Origin of the sequence: Butyrivibrio sp. NATIVEDY162 (assembly GCF_045999815.1) — a bacterium.
GTDB lineage: Bacteria > Bacillota > Clostridia > Lachnospirales > Lachnospiraceae > Butyrivibrio.
Genome location: NZ_CP172573.1, coordinates 2,509,531 through 2,527,901, shown reverse-complemented (window position 1 = coordinate 2,527,901; position 18,371 = coordinate 2,509,531). Strand labels below are relative to the sequence as shown.

Genomic DNA, 18,371 nt, shown 5'->3' with positions numbered 1-18,371 from the left:
AAATTTGCACCGTTAATTTCAGCATAAACAGGCAAAATAAACTAACAGTACCTATTTAAGCAGCAATAATTAATTGTTTGAAAGCAATATTTGCTAGTTAAAAGAGCACCTTTTTGTAATAAAATATTTTCAGTAATTAACAATTATTGCTAACGCAATAATTGAGTACTTACTATAGACCGTTGTTTACATATGTTTTTAAAAAACTTTTATTTTGATTGGGGTATCAGCTTATGATTGAAACATTAAACGGACTTGTAGAAACAGTTAATTTTAAACAGAGCACATCAATAAAGCTCTATGACAATGATAAATACGAAGATTATCCGCCTCACTGGCATGCCGCAATTGAGATTATCATGCCTACCATGAATCAGTACTATATCAACTGTGCAGGAGATGATGTCGTCCTTCGCGAGGGTGATATTATCATTATCTGCCCCGGTTGCATCCATACCATAAAGGCACCTGAAGTTGGGAAAAGAATAATATTCCAGCCGGATACAACTGAGCTCAGGTTCATGAGCGAGGTAGAAAGTCTCATAAATATTATGTCACCTTATATTGTAGTGACTTCCGAAGCATATCCCGAAGTTCACTCTCATGCCCGTTCTCTGCTTCTTGAGATAAATGACATTTACAAGAAAAACGGACCTTTCTCAGAGGTTGATATTTTCTGTAAGCTTCTTGAGTTTCTCTCATGTATAGGAAAAAATTATGTCAGCACCAGAGGAAACATGGATTCCTCCGAGCATACTAGAGGTGATGAATATTTTGAGAAATTTATAGAAATCTGCGACTATCTTCAGGAGCACTGCTCAGAGGATCTGAGTCTTGATGAGATAGCTGACATGAGCGGCTTTAGTAAATTCTACTTTTCCAGAAGATTCAAACAATTTACCAATGTATCCTTCTATAAATATGTAAATCAGAAACGAATAGCCAAAGCAGAAACCTTTTTAATGGACCCTCGCAATTCTGTTACAGATGTTGCTTTAAATTGTGGTTTCCCTTCCCTTTCATCATTTATCAGAATGTTCAAGCTAATCAAGGGATGCACACCTACAGAATTCAGAAATATGTATTGGTGCTCCAGATAAAAATCATAGAATAAAACGATCCTGTGAAGGACACACGCAAGGCGAAACCAGGCTACCTTACAACACATGAGAGATTCCGCTTAGTGCTGCTTCGTTCCCGACCTGACACGGTTCGCAGGCTCTCATTGCATAAGACCCGATCCCGCACGAGCGTGCACCCGTCACAAGACCGTCATTTGTTTATGATACGCACAAGAGGTCAGCTTGTCAACCTCCGTTTCAATCTATGCTTTATACTATGACTTCTATTATGGATTCTCGAACAAAAAAAGAAAAAGTGAGGACCTGTTCCGATATCTTCAAAAAAAATGAAGGAATTTACAGACCTTCATAATCAAATTCCGGTATAAAGCTCTCGGAATCTGTACCCTCTCCCTGAAAAAAGCCATTCTCTATCCCAAGTTCTATGGCATAATTGATAAGTTCCTCATAATCCTCAGGATTGACGGCTTTCAGTAATTCCGGGTAACCTGACAAGTCTCCATGAGGAGTAAACTGATTCATGATACTCAGATAAACCTTATCACCATATCTGCATAGCAGTTCACTTACTATTTTCATGGAATCCTTTAGATTCCCCGGTAGCATCAGATGTCTTATTATTACCCCGCTTTTCATAAGAGGTCCCGAATAATCATCATCTGCGTCTTCCATCAAAAGGTTATATGCCGGCGCGTCTATTAATCTGCACCTGTTGTTATCATTCTCTGCATATGATCCTTTTGATATAAATTTCGGTTCGCCTACCTGTCTCAACATTTCATCAATTGCTGCTATTGAAATTCTAAAATAGTCTGTAGCATTACTGTATCTTACGGCAAGCTCTTCCGAATAATATTTGCAATCAGGAAGATAAATATCCACAAGCCCCTCTAATGATTTAATAGTCTCAACATTTTCATAGGCACTTGTGTTATAGACAATAGAGATCTTCAGCCCTTGCTTCTTTGCACATTCAAGTGCTCCCGATATAAGCGGAACAAAATGTGTCGGAGTAACAAGATTAATGTTTGAAGCACCTTTTTCTTCAAGTTCGAAAAAAATTTCTACAAGTCTTTCAGAAGATATCTTTTTTGCGACGTCACCCAAAGCTATCTCTGAATTTTGGCAAAAAACACAGTGCATATTGCATCCGGAAAAAAATACCGTTCCGGAGCCATTCTCACCGGATATACAAGGCTCCTCCCACGCATGTAGATACGCCCTGGCAGCTGTCAGATAGGCAGGCTGTCTGCAATACCCAAGCTCACCCTTTATTCTGTTGACCCCGCATTTTCTTGGGCAGATTATACATCTTTCCAATTCGGAATTATTTAGCTGTTTTACACTCAAAATTTGCTACTTTCTTTTTACCGCTTAATTCTTATTTTCAAAATTCATTCAGCCTTTTCTGTAGCTGCTTCCGCAAGCTTCCTGGCTTCTTTCTCTGCTTTATTTCTTTTTCGAAGTTCAGTAAAAAACTCTTTTAATATATCGCTACAGTCGCTATCAAGAACTCCTCTTTTAACCTCAACCTGATGATTAAACTCAGGATTTTCAAGTATATTCAGCACTGTTCCCCCACACCCCGCCTTGGGGCTTGCAGCCCCCATGACAACTTTAGGTATTCTGGACTGAACAATTGCTCCGGCACACATCTGGCAAGGCTCTAAAGTCACATAAAGCGTGCACTCTTCAAGTCTCCAGTCGCCCATTTTCTTGCATGCTTTCTTAATTGCAGTTATCTCAGCATGGCAAAGCACAGATTTATCAGTATTTCTGCGATTGTATCCACGGCCGATAATCTTTCCTTCATATACGATTACGCAGCCAATCGGAACTTCACCTAGCTCTATAGCCTTACGCGCCTGCTTCAGCGCTGCCTTCATATACTTTTCATCAAGCTTTTCTTCATCACTCTTTACTTTTAATTCAGGATATTTACTCATATTACTCAATAGCTGTTTGAATCCACATACTTCATATAATTAAGAACCATCAGTGCAATTTTAAAGGTCAATGCTTCATCGAAGGTTCTGATATCAAGACCGGTCGCCTTTTGCAACTTTTCAATTCTATACACAAGTGTATTTCTGTGCACAAAAAGCTGTCTCGAAGTCTCTGATACGTTCAGGTTATTCTCAAAGAACTTATTGATCGTGTTAAGAGTCTCTTCATCCAGGTTCTCCGGCACTTCACGATCACCGAAGATCTCATCTATGAAAATTCTGCAAAGGCTTATCGGAAGCTGATAAATAAGTCTGCCGATTCCAAGTGTGTTATAAGCTATAACATGTTTTTCAGCATAGAAAATCTTACCTACATCAAGTGCCATCTTGGCTTCTTTATAGGACTTACTCAAATCCTTGATCTCAGATACTATTGTTCCGTAAGAAACACGAACATCGAGCATAGCCTCTGTATTCATCATATCAACTATAGTTGTTGCTATACTTTCAATATCTGCGTAGCTCTCTCCGGCCTTAAGGGCTTTTATCAGAATCACACTGGATTCGTCAACTGCCGTAACATAATCTCCTGTCTGAGCTGTGTACATACTTCCTAACAGTTCTGCAGCTCCGCTATCTCTCTCGGCTCTTGTTTCTACGAGTATGATAATCCTTGGAACATTTACATCTATTCTGAGTTTCTTCGCACGGTTATAAATGTCGATGAGAAGCAGATTATCAAGGAGAAGATTTTGGAAAAAGTTATTCCTGTCATATTTTTCCTTGTAAGCCACAATAAGATTTTGAAGCTGGCTGACACATATCTTTCCAACCATATATGCATCCTCGCCCTGCCCTGAAGCAAGAAGTATGTATACAAGCTCGCCCTCATCCAATATTTTCAAAAGATGAACTCCGCTTATCACCTGAGATTCCACAGGTGACTCTGCAAAATTTGCTATGAATTCTGCATCAAAATCGGGAGCATCTGCTGTTCTGGCAACAGTTCTGCCCTTTAAGTCCATGACGCAAAGCTGTACTCTCGTAATAGCAGAAAGTTCATCAATACTATTTTGTATAATTTGCGCAGTAATCATTTATGCCTCCACCGCTTTTCTTGTAATCCAACCTTGCACTTTGCCGTGCAAAATCCAACCTACAATCATTTTACTTTTCGAAATAGCAGAGTTCAAGTGATTTTATGACATTCTCGCGGAGCGTTTTTGTATCATAGGAAAACAATTTCCTATGATACAAAAAAATAGTGAATGGCAATATCATATTGTCATTCACTATTTTTTAAGTATTCTTATACTGTCACAAAGCGAAATACATTCCAAGACAGGGGCTTAAGCTCTGCTTTTACTGTCATTTCATTGCAAACTGTGTCTTTTGCCTCTGTGGGAGCGAGGTTTTTGTCTGACTCCTCATTCGGTGTTCTGTTTTCAGTGAACATCTCTGTATGCCCTTCAAAACGCATACCTGTAAGTCCTGTTATATCAAGCGTAAAGTCTGCACTGTCCTCCCAGTCACGATTTATAACAAAGACAGTCAGTTCACCAGTCTCAGAATCATACGCTGCCGCACTGTCAATAAAGTCCACCTGATTCTGTTCGTGGTACTTATGCGTATCATCGAGGGCAAAACTTTCTAAATCATATGTCTCACACTCAACAGAAGTCTGCAGAGATATTCCATGACCATATTTCATAAGATCTGCATATGGATAATATGCCGGAATCGTGAATACATGATCATGGTCACAGCCTGCTGCCACACCTAGACCTGATGTCATACAGCCTATCTTTACACGATCTGCATGGCGAAGCATCTCAAGGATAACAGCTGCATTCCCAAGTGCCATAAGCATCGGATCCATAGGCGGGAATGACCTGGAAGGCATATTATCCGGATCATGGCGAACATATTCGCGCTCCGGATCAAAAAGATAATGTGTACCCGGTTCTATGTACTGCTCTCTGCCAAAATGAAGCTCTTTTTTCTCCATAGGCATTACACCATATTCATCCAATGACAGCTTCATTACTTTAGGAGAGTGCATCAAAGCTTGAACGTAATCGCACAAAGCTATCTCTGTACGTATATAGTCTTCATAGTAACGTGATGCAGCCATGAACTGCGCATAATTGCCAATTTCTGCCGACTGATAATGGTGCATTGAAATATAGTCAACTGCGTTATAACATTCCTTGAGGACTTTCAAATCCCAATCAGGATAGTGTGAAAGATCCGGAGAACTTGAAACACAGACTGCCGTTTCTATACTTCCATCAACCCACTTCATTGCCTTTGAGGTTTCATTTACAAGAAGTCCGTAACCTCTGGGATCCTTTTCCCAGGAAGCAACCTGCCATGGACCGTCCATTTCATTTCCCAGATACCAGACTTTAACTCCATAGGGTTTTGCATGTCCGTTTTTCTTACGAAGATCTGACCAGTAAGTACCGCCCTCATGGTTGGTATATTCAACATTGTAGATGGCATCATTTATGCCGCCTGTACCCAGGTTTATTGTATACATAGGCTCCATTCCAACCTTTTCAGCCCACTGGAGATACTCGTCATGTCCGACATCATTCGGATAATATTGATGCCAGGCCAGATCCAGGTGCTCCTTCCTGTTTTCCTTAGGACCAATGGAATCCTTCCAGTCCCAGCCGGATACAAAATTGCCTCCGGGAAGACGAACCGCAGGCACATCTGTTTTTTTCAAAGCCTCAATCCAGTCTTTTCGAAATCCCTGCTCATCTGCAGTGGGATGCTTCGGGTTGTACATATTTCCGTAAACGATCGATCCGATGGGCTCCATGAAAGCACCATAGATACGTTTTGATATATTTCCTATCCTGAAATTTGGATTAATTGACACTTTTGCTTTTTTAGCCATTTTTTCTTTCCTTTCTATATTTTAATTATTCAATTACATGATTGCGTCTCATCGATTTTTACCATTAACAGCCAGCCACAGATTAAACTGTCTCTGCTTCTCTGCAATATATTTGTCCAAACCGGCTTTTTTTAGCTTGTCATTAAACTCCGCCGTTCCTGATACAGGATCCAAAAAACCGTACAGCAGCTGATTGGCATACTCATCATATATGTTTTGTAATGCCGCATATTCTGCGGTATATTGACTATTATCAAAGGTAAAGCCCAAGGCGATGGAGGTCTCTGCATTCGCATTGAATTCTTTTATTTTTGAACCCAAATCCAAAGAATCTCCAACCCAGCTGGGGCATATATACTGATTTGGCATCTCCCAATTCATGGTGTGATACCATTCTGCATTCTGTATATCCACTCCATCCGGAAAATCAATGTGACCATCCGGTTTGGTAACATAATCCACACCCTCTTCGCCCCATACCAGCAAGGTGGATAGCTGAGGATCCGTGTAAAGCTCATTCATAAGCTGAACTGCAGCAATAGGGTCCGGAGAAGCCTGATTCAGACAGGAAATAACGGATGTGATTCCTGTAGACTTGATTATGTTCTGTCCCAGGGAAAACACGATCATTTCTCTTCCGCATTCACTGGATATTTGAGACTTGTAACCCGGTTTTGACGGAGCAAGCATCGACATATATGCTCCGGACTTGATCTTAGCAGAGCTGGAACTCTTGTCAGATAAGGCATCCGGAGATATTAGTCCCATCTTGTTCCATCTGTACATACGCTTGACCATGTCCATCCACTCATCGCTCTCCATCAGATTTGTGACTGTCTTGTCCTTCGTAGGGTCAAGAAGAACCCCGAACCAGTCATTACCAAGATTGTCCACAATTGAGCCCTGAGCAAACTGATTACCTGCTACTGCAAATACAGTTTTATCCGGAAATTCCCTGTGAAGCTTTAAATAAATATTTTCAATCTCTTCCCAAGTTGCCTTAACCTCCTGGTTTTCATCTTCCTCATATTCATAACCGATCGCATCAAGATATTCCTTGCCTATCACAATAGCCGCTGTAGTTATGGCATAATCCTTTACCGGAGGGATCCCATAGAGATGACCTGCATATTTACATGCTTCCTGATACTTTTCAGGTATAAGTTCCTCTATTCCGGGTCCATAGGTATTAAGTAAATCATTTTCATTCAGATCGTAGCAAAAACCGTTGTTCACACAGAGTGTATACCCTATGACATTCCCACCGAACCAGTCGATCTGTTCGTCATTATTTGTCAGTTTCAAGTGTATATCCTGACCGTATGAGGCAAAATCCATAGCTAAAAGCTCTATCTCCAGACATAACTTTTTACGCAGGATTTTGTTCATTGCTTCCTGAATTCTCTCTATACCAACGGGTCTGCCTGTCCAGGTATATATAGCGTAAGTAACCTTCTGATACTTTCCTGTCTTCTTATACTCAGCTCTGCGGTCGTCTATTGCCTTCCTGTAAGCAGGAGCCATATCGCTTTCCGTTGTTTCGGCAGACGATGAAGCGTTAATATCTTCCGAGCCATTCCTGCTCCTGCCACATGCCGTAGGAGTAACCGCCATTACTATAATAAGTAGAAAAGCTGCCACCCTCATTGTCCTTTTCATTCCAGAAACTCCTCCTTAAAGTGAAGCATTGTGCAAAATATATAATTTTCTTGATATTTTTTTTGATAACCAGTATTATTTTAACAGTAAACGAGGGAGTATAAATGTATAACATGGAGGAGTTTTATAAAAAATTTTATAGCATTTTGCCGGTATCTGAACGAAAGCATTCACTGCTACACCGGTTCGATATATTATTTTTAATGTCCATGCTCATTTTTACTACACTTCTTGCAGCCGTTACCATGGTTATCTTTTTTAACCTTCGTGAATTCTCATATCATTCGGTTCAGGATTCTCTTCGTTTTTACGATAACAGGCTCTATGTCGAGCTTAGTCAGAATATCATGTTCCTCATCGACAACTGCTCGTCTGATCCGGATATTATAAGGCTGCGTACTACCATGGACAGCAACGAGGAAGTTGGCTGCATGGCACGCATCCAGAACCGATTATCAACTCAGATCACACCCCATTCTGTAATCAGGGGATTTTACCTGTATTATCCTGACAAAGAGGTCTTTCTTCCGGTCTATAATACTGCCAACACAGGCACAGACTCCGGATATCCGTTTCCCTCTTTTATCAGAAAGCTTTTACAGAACCACCTGGAAAACGGTGGCTCCATCGCCGGCCTTCCACAAAACTGGTTTTTCCTTGAAGATCAGAACTGCCTTATCAGGGTGTTTAGAGTTGGCGGAATATATGGCGGCGCATGGATTGATCTGAACAATCTTCCGGGATTTGAAGAATTTTTCGGAAATGACGCGCTCCTGCTTATTACTGACAATTCCGGAAAGGTGCTGTTTGCCGGCAATACCCTTGCAGAAGACGGCTATAATAAAGACTACAGCAAGGATTTGAAAATCCCTGTTGAAAAATCTCTTTCAGGTCCTGTTTCCGCAAACATCCCCGGTATCGGCAGGAAAATTATCATCTCCTTCAGGCAAAGCTTTTCAGATTACTGTTTTACAGTTCTGCTTCCTCAAAAGCAGTTCTTACAGGCATTCCGTTCACTTTATTTTCTTTTGATACTGCTTATCCTATGGGCTGTTATCTTTTTTATATCCTATAGCCGCATGGGCCGGATGATTATTGAGATTCCCATCAAATCTCTCATGGCAGTATCCAGGAACATCCGTGCAGGCAATCTGGACACCAGGATCATTCCTTCAAATAACTACGATGAGACCATCCAGATTACAGATGCTTTTAATAAACTAATATCCGAGATAGGTGATCTTAGGATCAGTGTCTATGAAGAGCAGCTCCAGGCTCGCGAGTTTGAGTTGAAATCTCTGAAAAATCAGGTTGCTCCACATTTTCTGATCAACTGCCTTAATACAGTGTTTATGTCAGCACAGGACCAATCAAAACTGGAAGTGACAAATCAGATAATTTCAACGCTGTCCTCTCACCTGAGGTATACACTTTCTGACAGGGATATTGTTCCTCTGTCTGAGGAGCTTGAATATCTCGAAAATTACATACTGCTTACTCAGTACAGATTCCCTGAGACACTACAGTATGAAAAGGAAGCCGATCCCGATCTGCTTGATGCAGAGGTGTTCCCGATGATATTACTTACTCTCACCGAAAATTCCATCAAGACCGGACTTATTATGGGCGAGCCTTTTCTAATCCGAATAAGGGCAACCAAAAAGATAGAAAATGGTGTGACATTTGTTTGTCTTGAACATACGGATTCCGGAAGCGGTCTGTCCGAAGAAAAGCTTGAAAAATACAATCATATCCTGGAACATCCTGAGGTTACGGAAAAAGGAACCGGCGTAGGACTCTATAATACTGCTATGCGGCTTAGACTCCTTCTCGGATCCGAAGCAAAGCTTACCTTTGCAAACGCGGAAGGCATGGGATTATGTGTCACAATATGCTTCCCTTATAAGAAATACTAGGAAAAGGAGAGTTTACATGAATCTTCTGATAATAGACGATGAATACTATATAGTTCAAGGCCTTGTAGGTATGATAGATAAAGAAGACCTTGGAATTGACCATATCTTCACAGGCTACAGTGCACAGCAAGGGATAAATGTCCTTAGAAAAGAGCAGATCGATCTGATGCTGCTGGATATTGAGATGCCCAAGGAAACCGGTCTTGAGCTCCTTGAGCAGCTTAATGCTGAAGGGCTTCAACCAACAACAATTATATTGTCCGGGCACCAGCGTTTTGACTATGCCCAGGAAGCCATCCATTATCACTGCTTTAATTATCTGCTTAAACCCATAGGAAAACAGAACCTTAATCAGGAATTATCACGTGCCATTGCATTTTTGCGGCCTAATCAGGCCAATCCCGAACACGTTACAGGTAGCGACATCAAAATCAATGACAGCGGTTTTGTCCACACTGTGCGCAGTTATATCCGCGACCATCTGTCGGACGCGGATTTAAACCGTGTCAAGATTGCTGATGCCATACACCTGAACCCCGATTATCTGTCATTTTGTTTCCATAAGGAATTTGAAACAACGCTTACAGCTTATATCAATTCAAAACGAATGGATCAAGCAAAATACCTACTAAAAAATACAAATATGAGTATTGCGGATATCGCAGAACAGGTAGGTATCCCCAATACCTCATATTTCTACAGACAATTCAAGAAAACAACGGGTCAAACTCCCCAGCAATACCGCAAATAGCGGGGAGTTTTTCCCCTTTATCCCTTAACTGCTCCGATTGTAATACCTTTTACGAAGTATCTCTGCAGGAAAGGATATATTATCATAACGGGAAGTATACCCATTACCGTCAGTGCCATTCTTACAGAAGTTGATGGCAGGTCTGCCATGTTGACATTTCCGCTTCCGTTCTGAGCCTGCTGCCTCAGCTGATCAAGATTACGCTGAATCTTCATAAGCAGAACCTGGATACTGTAGAGCTTATCATCATTGATATAATACAGACCGTTCATCCAGTCATTCCAGTATGCAAGTCCGACCAAGAGACCGATTGTTGCGGTGATTGGCAGCGCCATAGGGAATACAACCTTGAAAAGGATTCCAAATTCACCGGCTCCGTCAACTCTTGCAGCATCAATAACTTCATCCGGAATATTGGTTGTGAAGTATGTACGCATCATAATAACATTGAAAGGACTCATCAGTAAGCCCGGAACCAGCAATGCAATAACTGTATTGCGGATATGGAATGTCTGTGTCCACATCAAATATGCAGGAACCAGTCCGCCTGAGAAGAGCATGGTAAAGAAGAGATAGAATGCAAATATTTCTCTTCCCGGGAGCTCTTTTCTTGAAAGAGGATATGCATATAACAATGTAATAAACAGATTCAATAAAGTTCCCACAACTGTAACTGTTATCGAAATTACATAACCACGTGCCACAGATCCGGACTGAACAAACAGATATTTGTAAGCATATGTACTGAACTTTTTGGGGAAGAAACTATATCCGTTTGCTATCAAACTTTGTTCATCAGTAAGTGATGACATGAGCATAAGTATAAAAGGCGCAAGCGCACAGATAGCCAGAATGATCATCAGCGCATTTGCCAAAGTCTGAAATACTCTGTCTTTTTGTACCATATTTCTAAGATCCTCCTATTAAAACAGCGAACTTTCGTTATCTATTTTTCTGACTATAGCATTTGCTGTGATTACCAGAATAAATCCTACAACAGACTGATAAAGACCTGCTGCTGAGGACATTCCTACATTGTTATTCTGGATAAGTCCGCGGTATACATAGGTATCAATAGTCTGAGTTACGTTGATAAGCGGACCGGAATTAAGAGGAACCTGATAAAAAAGACCGAAGTCTGAACGGAAGATTCCGCCAAGTGCCATAAGTGTCAATATAATAATTGTAGATTTCAGACCGGGCAGAGTAACATGGACAATTTTCTGCCAGCGGTTTGCTCCATCCACAACAGCAGCTTCATAAAGTGTGCTGTCAATACCGCAGATAGTAGCATAGTATAGAATCATATTATATCCAAGGCCCTTCCAGACATTGATAAGAACAAGGATAACGGGCCAATATTTTGCAGTGTTATACCAGTCAACCGGATCCCCACCAAACAGTTTAACTACAGTGTTATTGATGAAGCCATCGCTGGTGCTGAGAAATGCATAAGCAAGATAACTTACTATAACCATTGAAATCAGGAAAGGAATCAGAATAATCGTCTGATATGCCTGCTTTGCTGTTTTGTTGCGGATTTCATTAAGAATGATCGCTGTTGCTACAGCCAGAACAGTACCAAGTATAATAAATACGACATTATAAAGAACTGTGTTTCTGATCATTATCCATGCGTCTTTGGTTCTGGTGAGGAATTCAAAATTCTTAAATCCGCACCAGGGACTTCCGTATACACCTTGTGCAGCATTATACTGCCTGAAGGCTATCTGTATTCCAAACATCGGAATATATGAATTTATAAAAAGATACACTACACCGGGTAAGAACATTAAATACATCGGCCAGAAGTGTTTTAATGTTTTCTTTGTCTTTTTCAACCTAACCCCATCCTCCTTCAAGTAATATTATCATGCAGGTGTCAAAATGATATTTGACACCTGCATTTTGTGTGTTAATTATTCTTGGCAGTATTATTTCTTATTTGCCAGAAACTCATCAAGCTGTTTCTGCTTCTCGGCGATAATCTCATCGATGCCGGCTGCCTTAAGCTCATCTATATACTTAGGAAGATTCTCTTCGGGATCAATAGCACCCCACAGAAGAGCTGTCCTGTAAGAAGATACAACGTTATTACAAGCTGTTACCTGATTCATAACAGCACTGCTGTCCCATATGAATCCCATAGCAGGGCTAGGTTCGCCGCTATTGTTGAATTCGTTAAGCTTTGTCCAAAGATCCGGATCCTCAGCACCTTCCCAAACAGGTGTAATCTGCTGATTAGGCCATGCCCAATCCATTGAAGAATAACCGGAAGCGTTAGGATCAACACCTTCAGGAGATGTGATCATCTTGTGAGTGTCATCTGTATATACCCAGTGCTTGCCTTCGATACCGTTGATGAACAGGTTGGATACTTCAGGATCTGTGTACATAAGGTTCCAAAGCTTCATAGCTTCTTCAGGATGCTTTGAGCTATAAGGAATCATCCATGAGTTTCCGTTAGGAATTGCTGTATGCTTGATAGGTCCATGAATCTTCATGAAGTAAACTTCTTTGCCGTTGCCCTTGAAAACCTCAAGTTCCTTGCCGGGCTTCCAGTTCTCATACATTGCAAATCCGTTGTTTGAAAGAAGAGCGTTCTCTGTAGTTGTTGTAGCATCAGGCATGATCAAGCCTTCCTGATTCCACTGCCACATCATCTTGCAGAAATCCTGGAAGCTCTTTGTCTCAGCTTCATCAACAACTGTTGTGCTGTCTTCGCGGCAGTCCTCAAGGATACCAAGAGAATCTCCAAGCGGATCAGCAGGAATAGTGGTCTGCATACCACCCTGTGCCCATGTGGGAACAAGAGCATACATCTCAGGATGAGCTTCGTGAACCTTTACAAGGATTTCGTGCATATCATCGTAAGTACCGTACTCAGGAACTGTAATTCCAAGTTCGTCACAGATGTCCTTGCGCATAGCAAATCCTGCTGCACGTGATGTATCTTTCTGGTTAGGAAGAGCATAGAGCACGCCATTCTTTTTGCAAGCCTCAAGGTCATACTCGTTGATTACGCCTTTTGCACCCTGTCCATATTTCTCTAAAAGATCATCAAGGGGATAAGCCCAGTTATTATTAACTACTGTGTTAAACTGACCACTTATGTTGTTGTAGCACATAAGATCAATAGCTTCACCGGAAGTCAGAGCAAGGTTGATCTGCTCAGCATCCTGTCCACGAACAAGATCAATCTCACAGCCGATTTTCTCACGTGTGATCTTGCTGATAGCTTCAGCAACTTCCTTGCAGTCCTCGGTATCAGCATTACCATTTCCCCAAACCACGAGCTTTACGTATTCGCCTGATCCGGCATTGTCCCCGCCAGCCTGATCAGAACTTGTTGCTTCGCTGCCGCCGGCTGTTCCTGCGCTGCTTCCGCCACAAGCGGTAAGGCTAAGGACCATCGTCAGAGCAGATAGTAAGGCTACCAATCTCTTTTTTTTCATTTTGTTACATCCTCCTACTTAAAAATTTATGGTTACGATTTTGAATCGGCAATATGTACAAATGATGTTCCATTTTTGCCGTTTCTTTGTATTCATTTATACAATAAATAATGAATGTATAATATGCACTATTGTTCGTTTTTTTTGTACATTTCTTATAGTGAATATTTATACTCCTAATTTTTTTGCAAAAAAAATCACAAAAAAGGCGCCATTTAAGGCGCCTTTTTATAATACTTAGCCAACAACCTCTCTTTTAGAGCATTATCCCGTTCACCACAGCTCTTATTCTGTGATGATGATAAAGCTCTTCATTAGGTCTCATATTGTGCATATAAGCGACAGAGAATTTTTCAACGGGATCAGCTTCAACCCATATCCCTGTACCCCCTGTCCATCCAAAATTACCTACATGCCCATTGTGACCATACTTCTGGGTAAGAAGAGTGCGGAATCCAAGTCCATATCCATACCCTGCAAGATAATCATTTTCAAAATCTGCAAGCTGCTCTGGGCCAAGCTGATTTTCATGAAGCATGGCAACTGTACCGCTGCCCAGATATTTTCTACCTTTATATGTACCGCCATTTGCCAGCATCTGCATAAATACAGCAAAATCAGCAGCACTTATGAACAGATTCGGGCGGGCACCAGCCGGAACACTATCAGGATCCAACGACAAAAAGTCTCCGGTCTTTTCGAAGTCTCCCGGTCCCTTCTTCGCATAATTGGTTACAACTCTGTCTTTATTTGAGGGGCGCACAAATGTATCTGCATCATTAAGCTCCAATGGCTCTATAAGTCTTTCCCGGAACACTTCTCTCAATGGTTTTTCCTCGAATGTCTCAACAAGAACACCTGTGATCTCAGAACCGAATCCATAAAGCCAATGAGATCCGGGCTCAAACATAACAGGTACATCAGCCATGGCGCGCACTTCTTCTGCTATTGTTGTTGGTCCCTTCTTCAGAAGTTCCTCCATCTTTTTACTCATCGCTGCCAGTGTAGGTGTTGAGGGATTAACATCCGGCATCATACAGTAGGGTAGTCCGCACATCATTGCTACCGCATCTCTGATAGTGATCGGTTTATCCAACGGTTCAGTATCAATATCGCCATTTGGACGTACTACATATTTTTTTGTGTTCTTCCATTCCGGCAGATAATAATAAAGCGGATCACTGAAAAGGAATTTACCTTCTTCGAATATCATTCCCAAAATAGCATAGGTGAACAGTTTTGTAGTTGATGCCTGGCTGAACATACTGTGAACATCTACTTTCCGCTTCGATTCTATATCCGCGTATCCGGCTTCCCCATGATAGAGCAGTTCATCCCCCTGCATGATCGCAACTGCACATCCGGGATTTGTTCCCCCATCAACAAATGACCTTATGAGTTCGTCAATTTTTTTAAAATCTTTCATGCTAACCCTCCTATGATATAAAAAAATAGCGCGGCTCTTTCGAGCCGCGCCTACATTTTTCTTCAATAAACAGATTAGTTTGTGATAACCTTCTCTGTCTCTTTGTCGAATACGTGAATCTTCTCAACATCAAATGCGAACTTAACCTTGTCGCCGGGACGAGCTGTTGTACGAGAGTCAACTCGTGCTGTAACAGGGAAGCCTGCAAGATCAAAGTACAGATAAACTTCTGCACCAAGAAGCTCGTATACGTTGATTGTTGATTCGAATACAGCCTTAGATGTGCTAACAACCATCTCAGAATCATCAACATCCTCAGGACGGATACCGAATGTAACTGTCTTTCCGGCATAACCACCCTCGATAACCTTCTTAGCCTTTGCCGGAGGAAGCTCGATTGACTGACCTGCAATCTTGAGGCAAGCCTTATCGCCAGATACTTCTACTTCTGCATCAAGGAAGTTCATCTGAGGTGATCCCATGAATCCTGCAACGAAGAGGTTGCAAGGCTTGTCATAGAGGTTCTGAGGTGTATCAACCTGCTGAACAACACCATCCTTCATAACAACGATTCTTGTACCAAGTGTCATAGCCTCAGTCTGATCGTGTGTAACGTAGATGATTGTGGTACCAAGTCTCTGGTGAAGCTTAGCGATCTCAGTTCTCATCTGAACACGGAGCTTAGCATCAAGGTTTGAAAGAGGCTCATCCATAAGGAATACCTTAGGATTACGAACGATAGCACGACCCATAGCAACACGCTGTCTCTGTCCACCGGAAAGAGCCTTAGGCTTACGATCAAGAAGGTTTGTAAGATCAAGGATCTTAGCTGCATCCTTAACCATCTTGTCGATCTCAGCCTTCGGAACCTTACGAAGCTTAAGTCCGAATGCCATGTTATCATATACTGTCATATGAGGATACAGAGCGTAGTTCTGGAATACCATCGCGATATCTCTGTCCTTAGGCTCTACATCGTTAACTACGCGATCGCCGATTTTAAGTGTACCTGAAGAAATATCTTCAAGACCTGCGATCATACGAAGTGTTGTTGACTTACCACATCCTGAAGGTCCAACGAAGATGATGAACTCCTTGTCCTGAATATCAAGATTGAAATTCTTAACAGCTTCAAAACCGTTAGGATAAACTTTGCATACATTTTCAAGTGTTAAACTTGCCATTTCCTTTTCCTCCTCTTTAACTGGCAATATTGGATACCGAGTATCCATAAATCGTTTTTCACGATATAAAAAGTATAGCCAAAGCGATTTGCTTTGGCTATGCAACTATTATACAAAGATTTCGGCAATCGTTGTAAAAATTGCTTATTAACTTTTTGTTTATAAATTTTTTAGGAAAGTTTGCACAAATTTTATTTATTGTTGTGTGCAAATTGTCTTATGTCTAATTCACTGATAGTTTTTAGAATTACTTTTTATCTCTTGCTTCCTGCATACGTTTTATTGCAGCCTGCAATTCTTCGTCATCATCATCCGTGCGTACTTCCTCTCCGTCATCATAGCCCTCAACCTTGGGTTCAAACTTTTTAAAGAGACCGTTGTACATAAGAGCCATAAGATATGCAGGTCCTGTAAAGCCGAACATGATAAGTATAGGTACAATCCTAATATCAAAGAAATACAAAAGAACAAGAGGAATCATGGAAACAACTGCCATTCCTACTGTCCTCGGAAGTCCTAATATTGAGAACATACATGCATTCTTAAGTGTATTCTTTATAGGGTTATCAAATCTTGACTGAAGCGGGAATATATATAGTGAGATCATGTACAGTATCAGTGTTATTCCCAACATAATATATGTATAAATCGACGGAAGCACTGTGGCATTAGCCCTTACCCACAAGAAATCAACACCGATAATACCTGCCAGTATCATCATAATGATCCACAAAATTGTTGACTGCTTAAAATTCAGTTTAAAGGATTTCCAAAATCCCTTAACCACATATGTTTCTTCATCTCTGACCATTTTAAGAAGAACATAATGCATTCCTGTAAGTGCTGCGCCTCCGGTAAAAGGTATAAGCACGAAAACAAGTACTACAAGATTCAATATCATAAGATCTGCGACTCTGTTAAGTGCCCTCATTAAAGGGCTATCCATATCAAAAAATTTTCCCATATTCTTATTACTCCTTAAATAGAAAAAAACGCTCAAGCATTACTATAACATGCTCGAGCGTTATTTGCATTTGGTTTTTATAAAGATTAGCCTGCGATCGTCTTCTTAATCCATTCAAGCTGGTCTGAAAATACCTTTTCACGGCCGATTTCCTGCTGAAGCTCATGTCTCATTCCGTCATAGAGCTTGATCTCAAGATTTTGAAGTCCTATCTGATCCTTCCATATTCCGTAAAGATGTTCAACACTCTTTCCGTACTCTCCTACAGGGTCCTCCTTGCCGGCGGTAAGAAGAATCGGAAGTTTCTTCGGAATATCTTCCATCTTTCCTGTATCCTGAACTCTGGACAGAAGTTCAAACAAGGTCTCGAATCCGTTTATTGTAAATACAAAGTTATCCTTGGGGTCATTCTCATATTTCTTTACGCTCTCTTCATTGTGAGAAAGCCAGTCAAACTTACTCTTAGGACTTGAGATTCTGCTGTTATAAGACTTAAAAGCCATATTATTCATGAAGTTTGAACGATGCTTTTCACCAAAGAAGGCTCCAAGTATTGCGCACAGGGTCTTGCCTGTCTTTATGGTTCCCGGACCCTGCCAGCCTGTTCCCTGAATAATAGCTCCCTGAATACCCGTGCCATATCTTGTCAGATATTCTCTTGCTACAAAAGATCCAAAGCTATGGCCCAAAAGGACAACCGGGATTCCCGGATACTCTTCCTGAGTCATCTTCTTAAGCCTGTGTGCATCTCTAAGAATTACAGTTGCAGGATCATTTTTACAGAAGTAACCATAAGGCACTCTTGTTGAAACAGAATCACCATGACCAAGATGATCATTTCCCATTACCATGATCCCATTATTTGCCAAATAATTTGCAAACTCGTCATAGCGATCTATGTACTCCTGCATACCGTGAATAATCTGCAGTATAGCAATGGGCTTCTCATCCGGAATCCATCTTATCGCATGAATTGTAGTTTCGCGGTCTCTAGATTTGTAAGTAAGTTCCTCTTTACGTGCCATAATACCCCCTTAAGCATACAGATTGCTCTGACATAATTCTTCTGTTAATATTTTA

At 41.1% G+C, this 18,371-nt stretch carries 15 protein-coding genes and 1 other RNA gene; 3 read left to right on the top strand and 13 right to left on the bottom strand.

What is annotated here, in order from left to right:
• The first annotated feature begins 233 nt into the window (after positions 1–233).
• Entirely contained in the window at positions 234–1,100 is an 867-nt protein-coding gene (locus ACHCNF_RS10950) for a helix-turn-helix domain-containing protein (protein WP_408069825.1), read from the top strand.
• A 42-nt stretch (positions 1,101–1,142) separates the two neighbouring features.
• On the opposite strand, the gene ffs is transcribed toward ACHCNF_RS10950, so the two are convergent.
• From ffs to ACHCNF_RS10920, 6 genes are all read right to left on the bottom strand, one after another.
• An RNA gene (ffs, locus tag ACHCNF_RS10945) (signal recognition particle sRNA small type) lies at positions 1,143–1,242 on the bottom strand.
• Positions 1,243–1,418: 176 nt separating this feature from the next.
• Positions 1,419–2,432: a radical SAM protein gene (locus tag ACHCNF_RS10940; RefSeq protein ID WP_408069824.1), complete on the bottom strand. Its 1,014-nt coding sequence runs from the start codon at positions 2,430–2,432 to the stop codon at positions 1,419–1,421.
• A gap of 44 nt (positions 2,433–2,476) precedes the next feature.
• Positions 2,477–3,028, bottom strand: a complete 552-nt coding sequence (gene tadA, locus ACHCNF_RS10935; protein WP_408069823.1) for a tRNA adenosine(34) deaminase TadA — start codon at positions 3,026–3,028, stop codon at positions 2,477–2,479.
• Between the two features lie 5 nt (positions 3,029–3,033).
• Positions 3,034–4,125 (bottom strand): PucR family transcriptional regulator, encoded by a 1,092-nt coding sequence (locus tag ACHCNF_RS10930; RefSeq protein WP_408069822.1) that lies wholly within the window; start codon positions 4,123–4,125, stop codon positions 3,034–3,036.
• A gap of 212 nt (positions 4,126–4,337) precedes the next feature.
• Positions 4,338–5,936 (bottom strand): alpha-L-arabinofuranosidase family protein, encoded by a 1,599-nt coding sequence (locus ACHCNF_RS10925; RefSeq protein WP_408069821.1) that lies wholly within the window; start codon positions 5,934–5,936, stop codon positions 4,338–4,340.
• Positions 5,937–5,984: 48 nt separating this feature from the next.
• Positions 5,985–7,595, bottom strand: coding sequence for an ABC transporter substrate-binding protein (locus ACHCNF_RS10920; RefSeq protein WP_408069820.1), 1,611 nt, complete (start codon positions 7,593–7,595; stop codon positions 5,985–5,987).
• Between the two features lie 104 nt (positions 7,596–7,699).
• Here ACHCNF_RS10920 and ACHCNF_RS10915 point away from each other — a divergent pair, with 104 nt between their 5' ends.
• Both ACHCNF_RS10915 and ACHCNF_RS10910 read left to right on the top strand, forming a co-directional pair.
• Positions 7,700–9,511, top strand: coding sequence for a sensor histidine kinase (locus tag ACHCNF_RS10915; protein WP_408069819.1), 1,812 nt, complete (start codon positions 7,700–7,702; stop codon positions 9,509–9,511).
• A 16-nt stretch (positions 9,512–9,527) separates the two neighbouring features.
• Positions 9,528–10,262: a response regulator transcription factor gene (locus ACHCNF_RS10910; RefSeq protein WP_408069818.1), complete on the top strand. Its 735-nt coding sequence runs from the start codon at positions 9,528–9,530 to the stop codon at positions 10,260–10,262.
• Between the two features lie 17 nt (positions 10,263–10,279).
• Here the strand turns inward: ACHCNF_RS10910 and ACHCNF_RS10905 are convergent, their stop codons facing one another.
• The 7 genes from ACHCNF_RS10905 to ACHCNF_RS10875 form a co-directional block, all read right to left on the bottom strand.
• Positions 10,280–11,167 (bottom strand): carbohydrate ABC transporter permease, encoded by an 888-nt coding sequence (locus ACHCNF_RS10905; protein ID WP_408069817.1) that lies wholly within the window; start codon positions 11,165–11,167, stop codon positions 10,280–10,282.
• 18 nt (positions 11,168–11,185) lie between these two features.
• Entirely contained in the window at positions 11,186–12,103 is a 918-nt protein-coding gene (locus ACHCNF_RS10900; protein WP_408069816.1) for an ABC transporter permease, read from the bottom strand.
• Between the two features lie 93 nt (positions 12,104–12,196).
• Entirely contained in the window at positions 12,197–13,717 is a 1,521-nt protein-coding gene (locus tag ACHCNF_RS10895) for an ABC transporter substrate-binding protein (RefSeq protein ID WP_408069815.1), read from the bottom strand.
• Between the two features lie 256 nt (positions 13,718–13,973).
• Positions 13,974–15,143 (bottom strand): serine hydrolase domain-containing protein, encoded by a 1,170-nt coding sequence (locus ACHCNF_RS10890; RefSeq protein ID WP_408069814.1) that lies wholly within the window; start codon positions 15,141–15,143, stop codon positions 13,974–13,976.
• Between the two features lie 74 nt (positions 15,144–15,217).
• Positions 15,218–16,327, bottom strand: coding sequence for an ABC transporter ATP-binding protein (locus tag ACHCNF_RS10885; RefSeq protein ID WP_026491060.1), 1,110 nt, complete (start codon positions 16,325–16,327; stop codon positions 15,218–15,220).
• 247 nt (positions 16,328–16,574) lie between these two features.
• Positions 16,575–17,291, bottom strand: a complete 717-nt coding sequence (locus tag ACHCNF_RS10880; protein ID WP_408069813.1) for a YesL family protein — start codon at positions 17,289–17,291, stop codon at positions 16,575–16,577.
• Between the two features lie 86 nt (positions 17,292–17,377).
• Positions 17,378–18,316 (bottom strand): alpha/beta fold hydrolase, encoded by a 939-nt coding sequence (locus ACHCNF_RS10875; RefSeq protein WP_408069812.1) that lies wholly within the window; start codon positions 18,314–18,316, stop codon positions 17,378–17,380.
• Positions 18,317–18,371 lie beyond the last annotated feature (55 nt).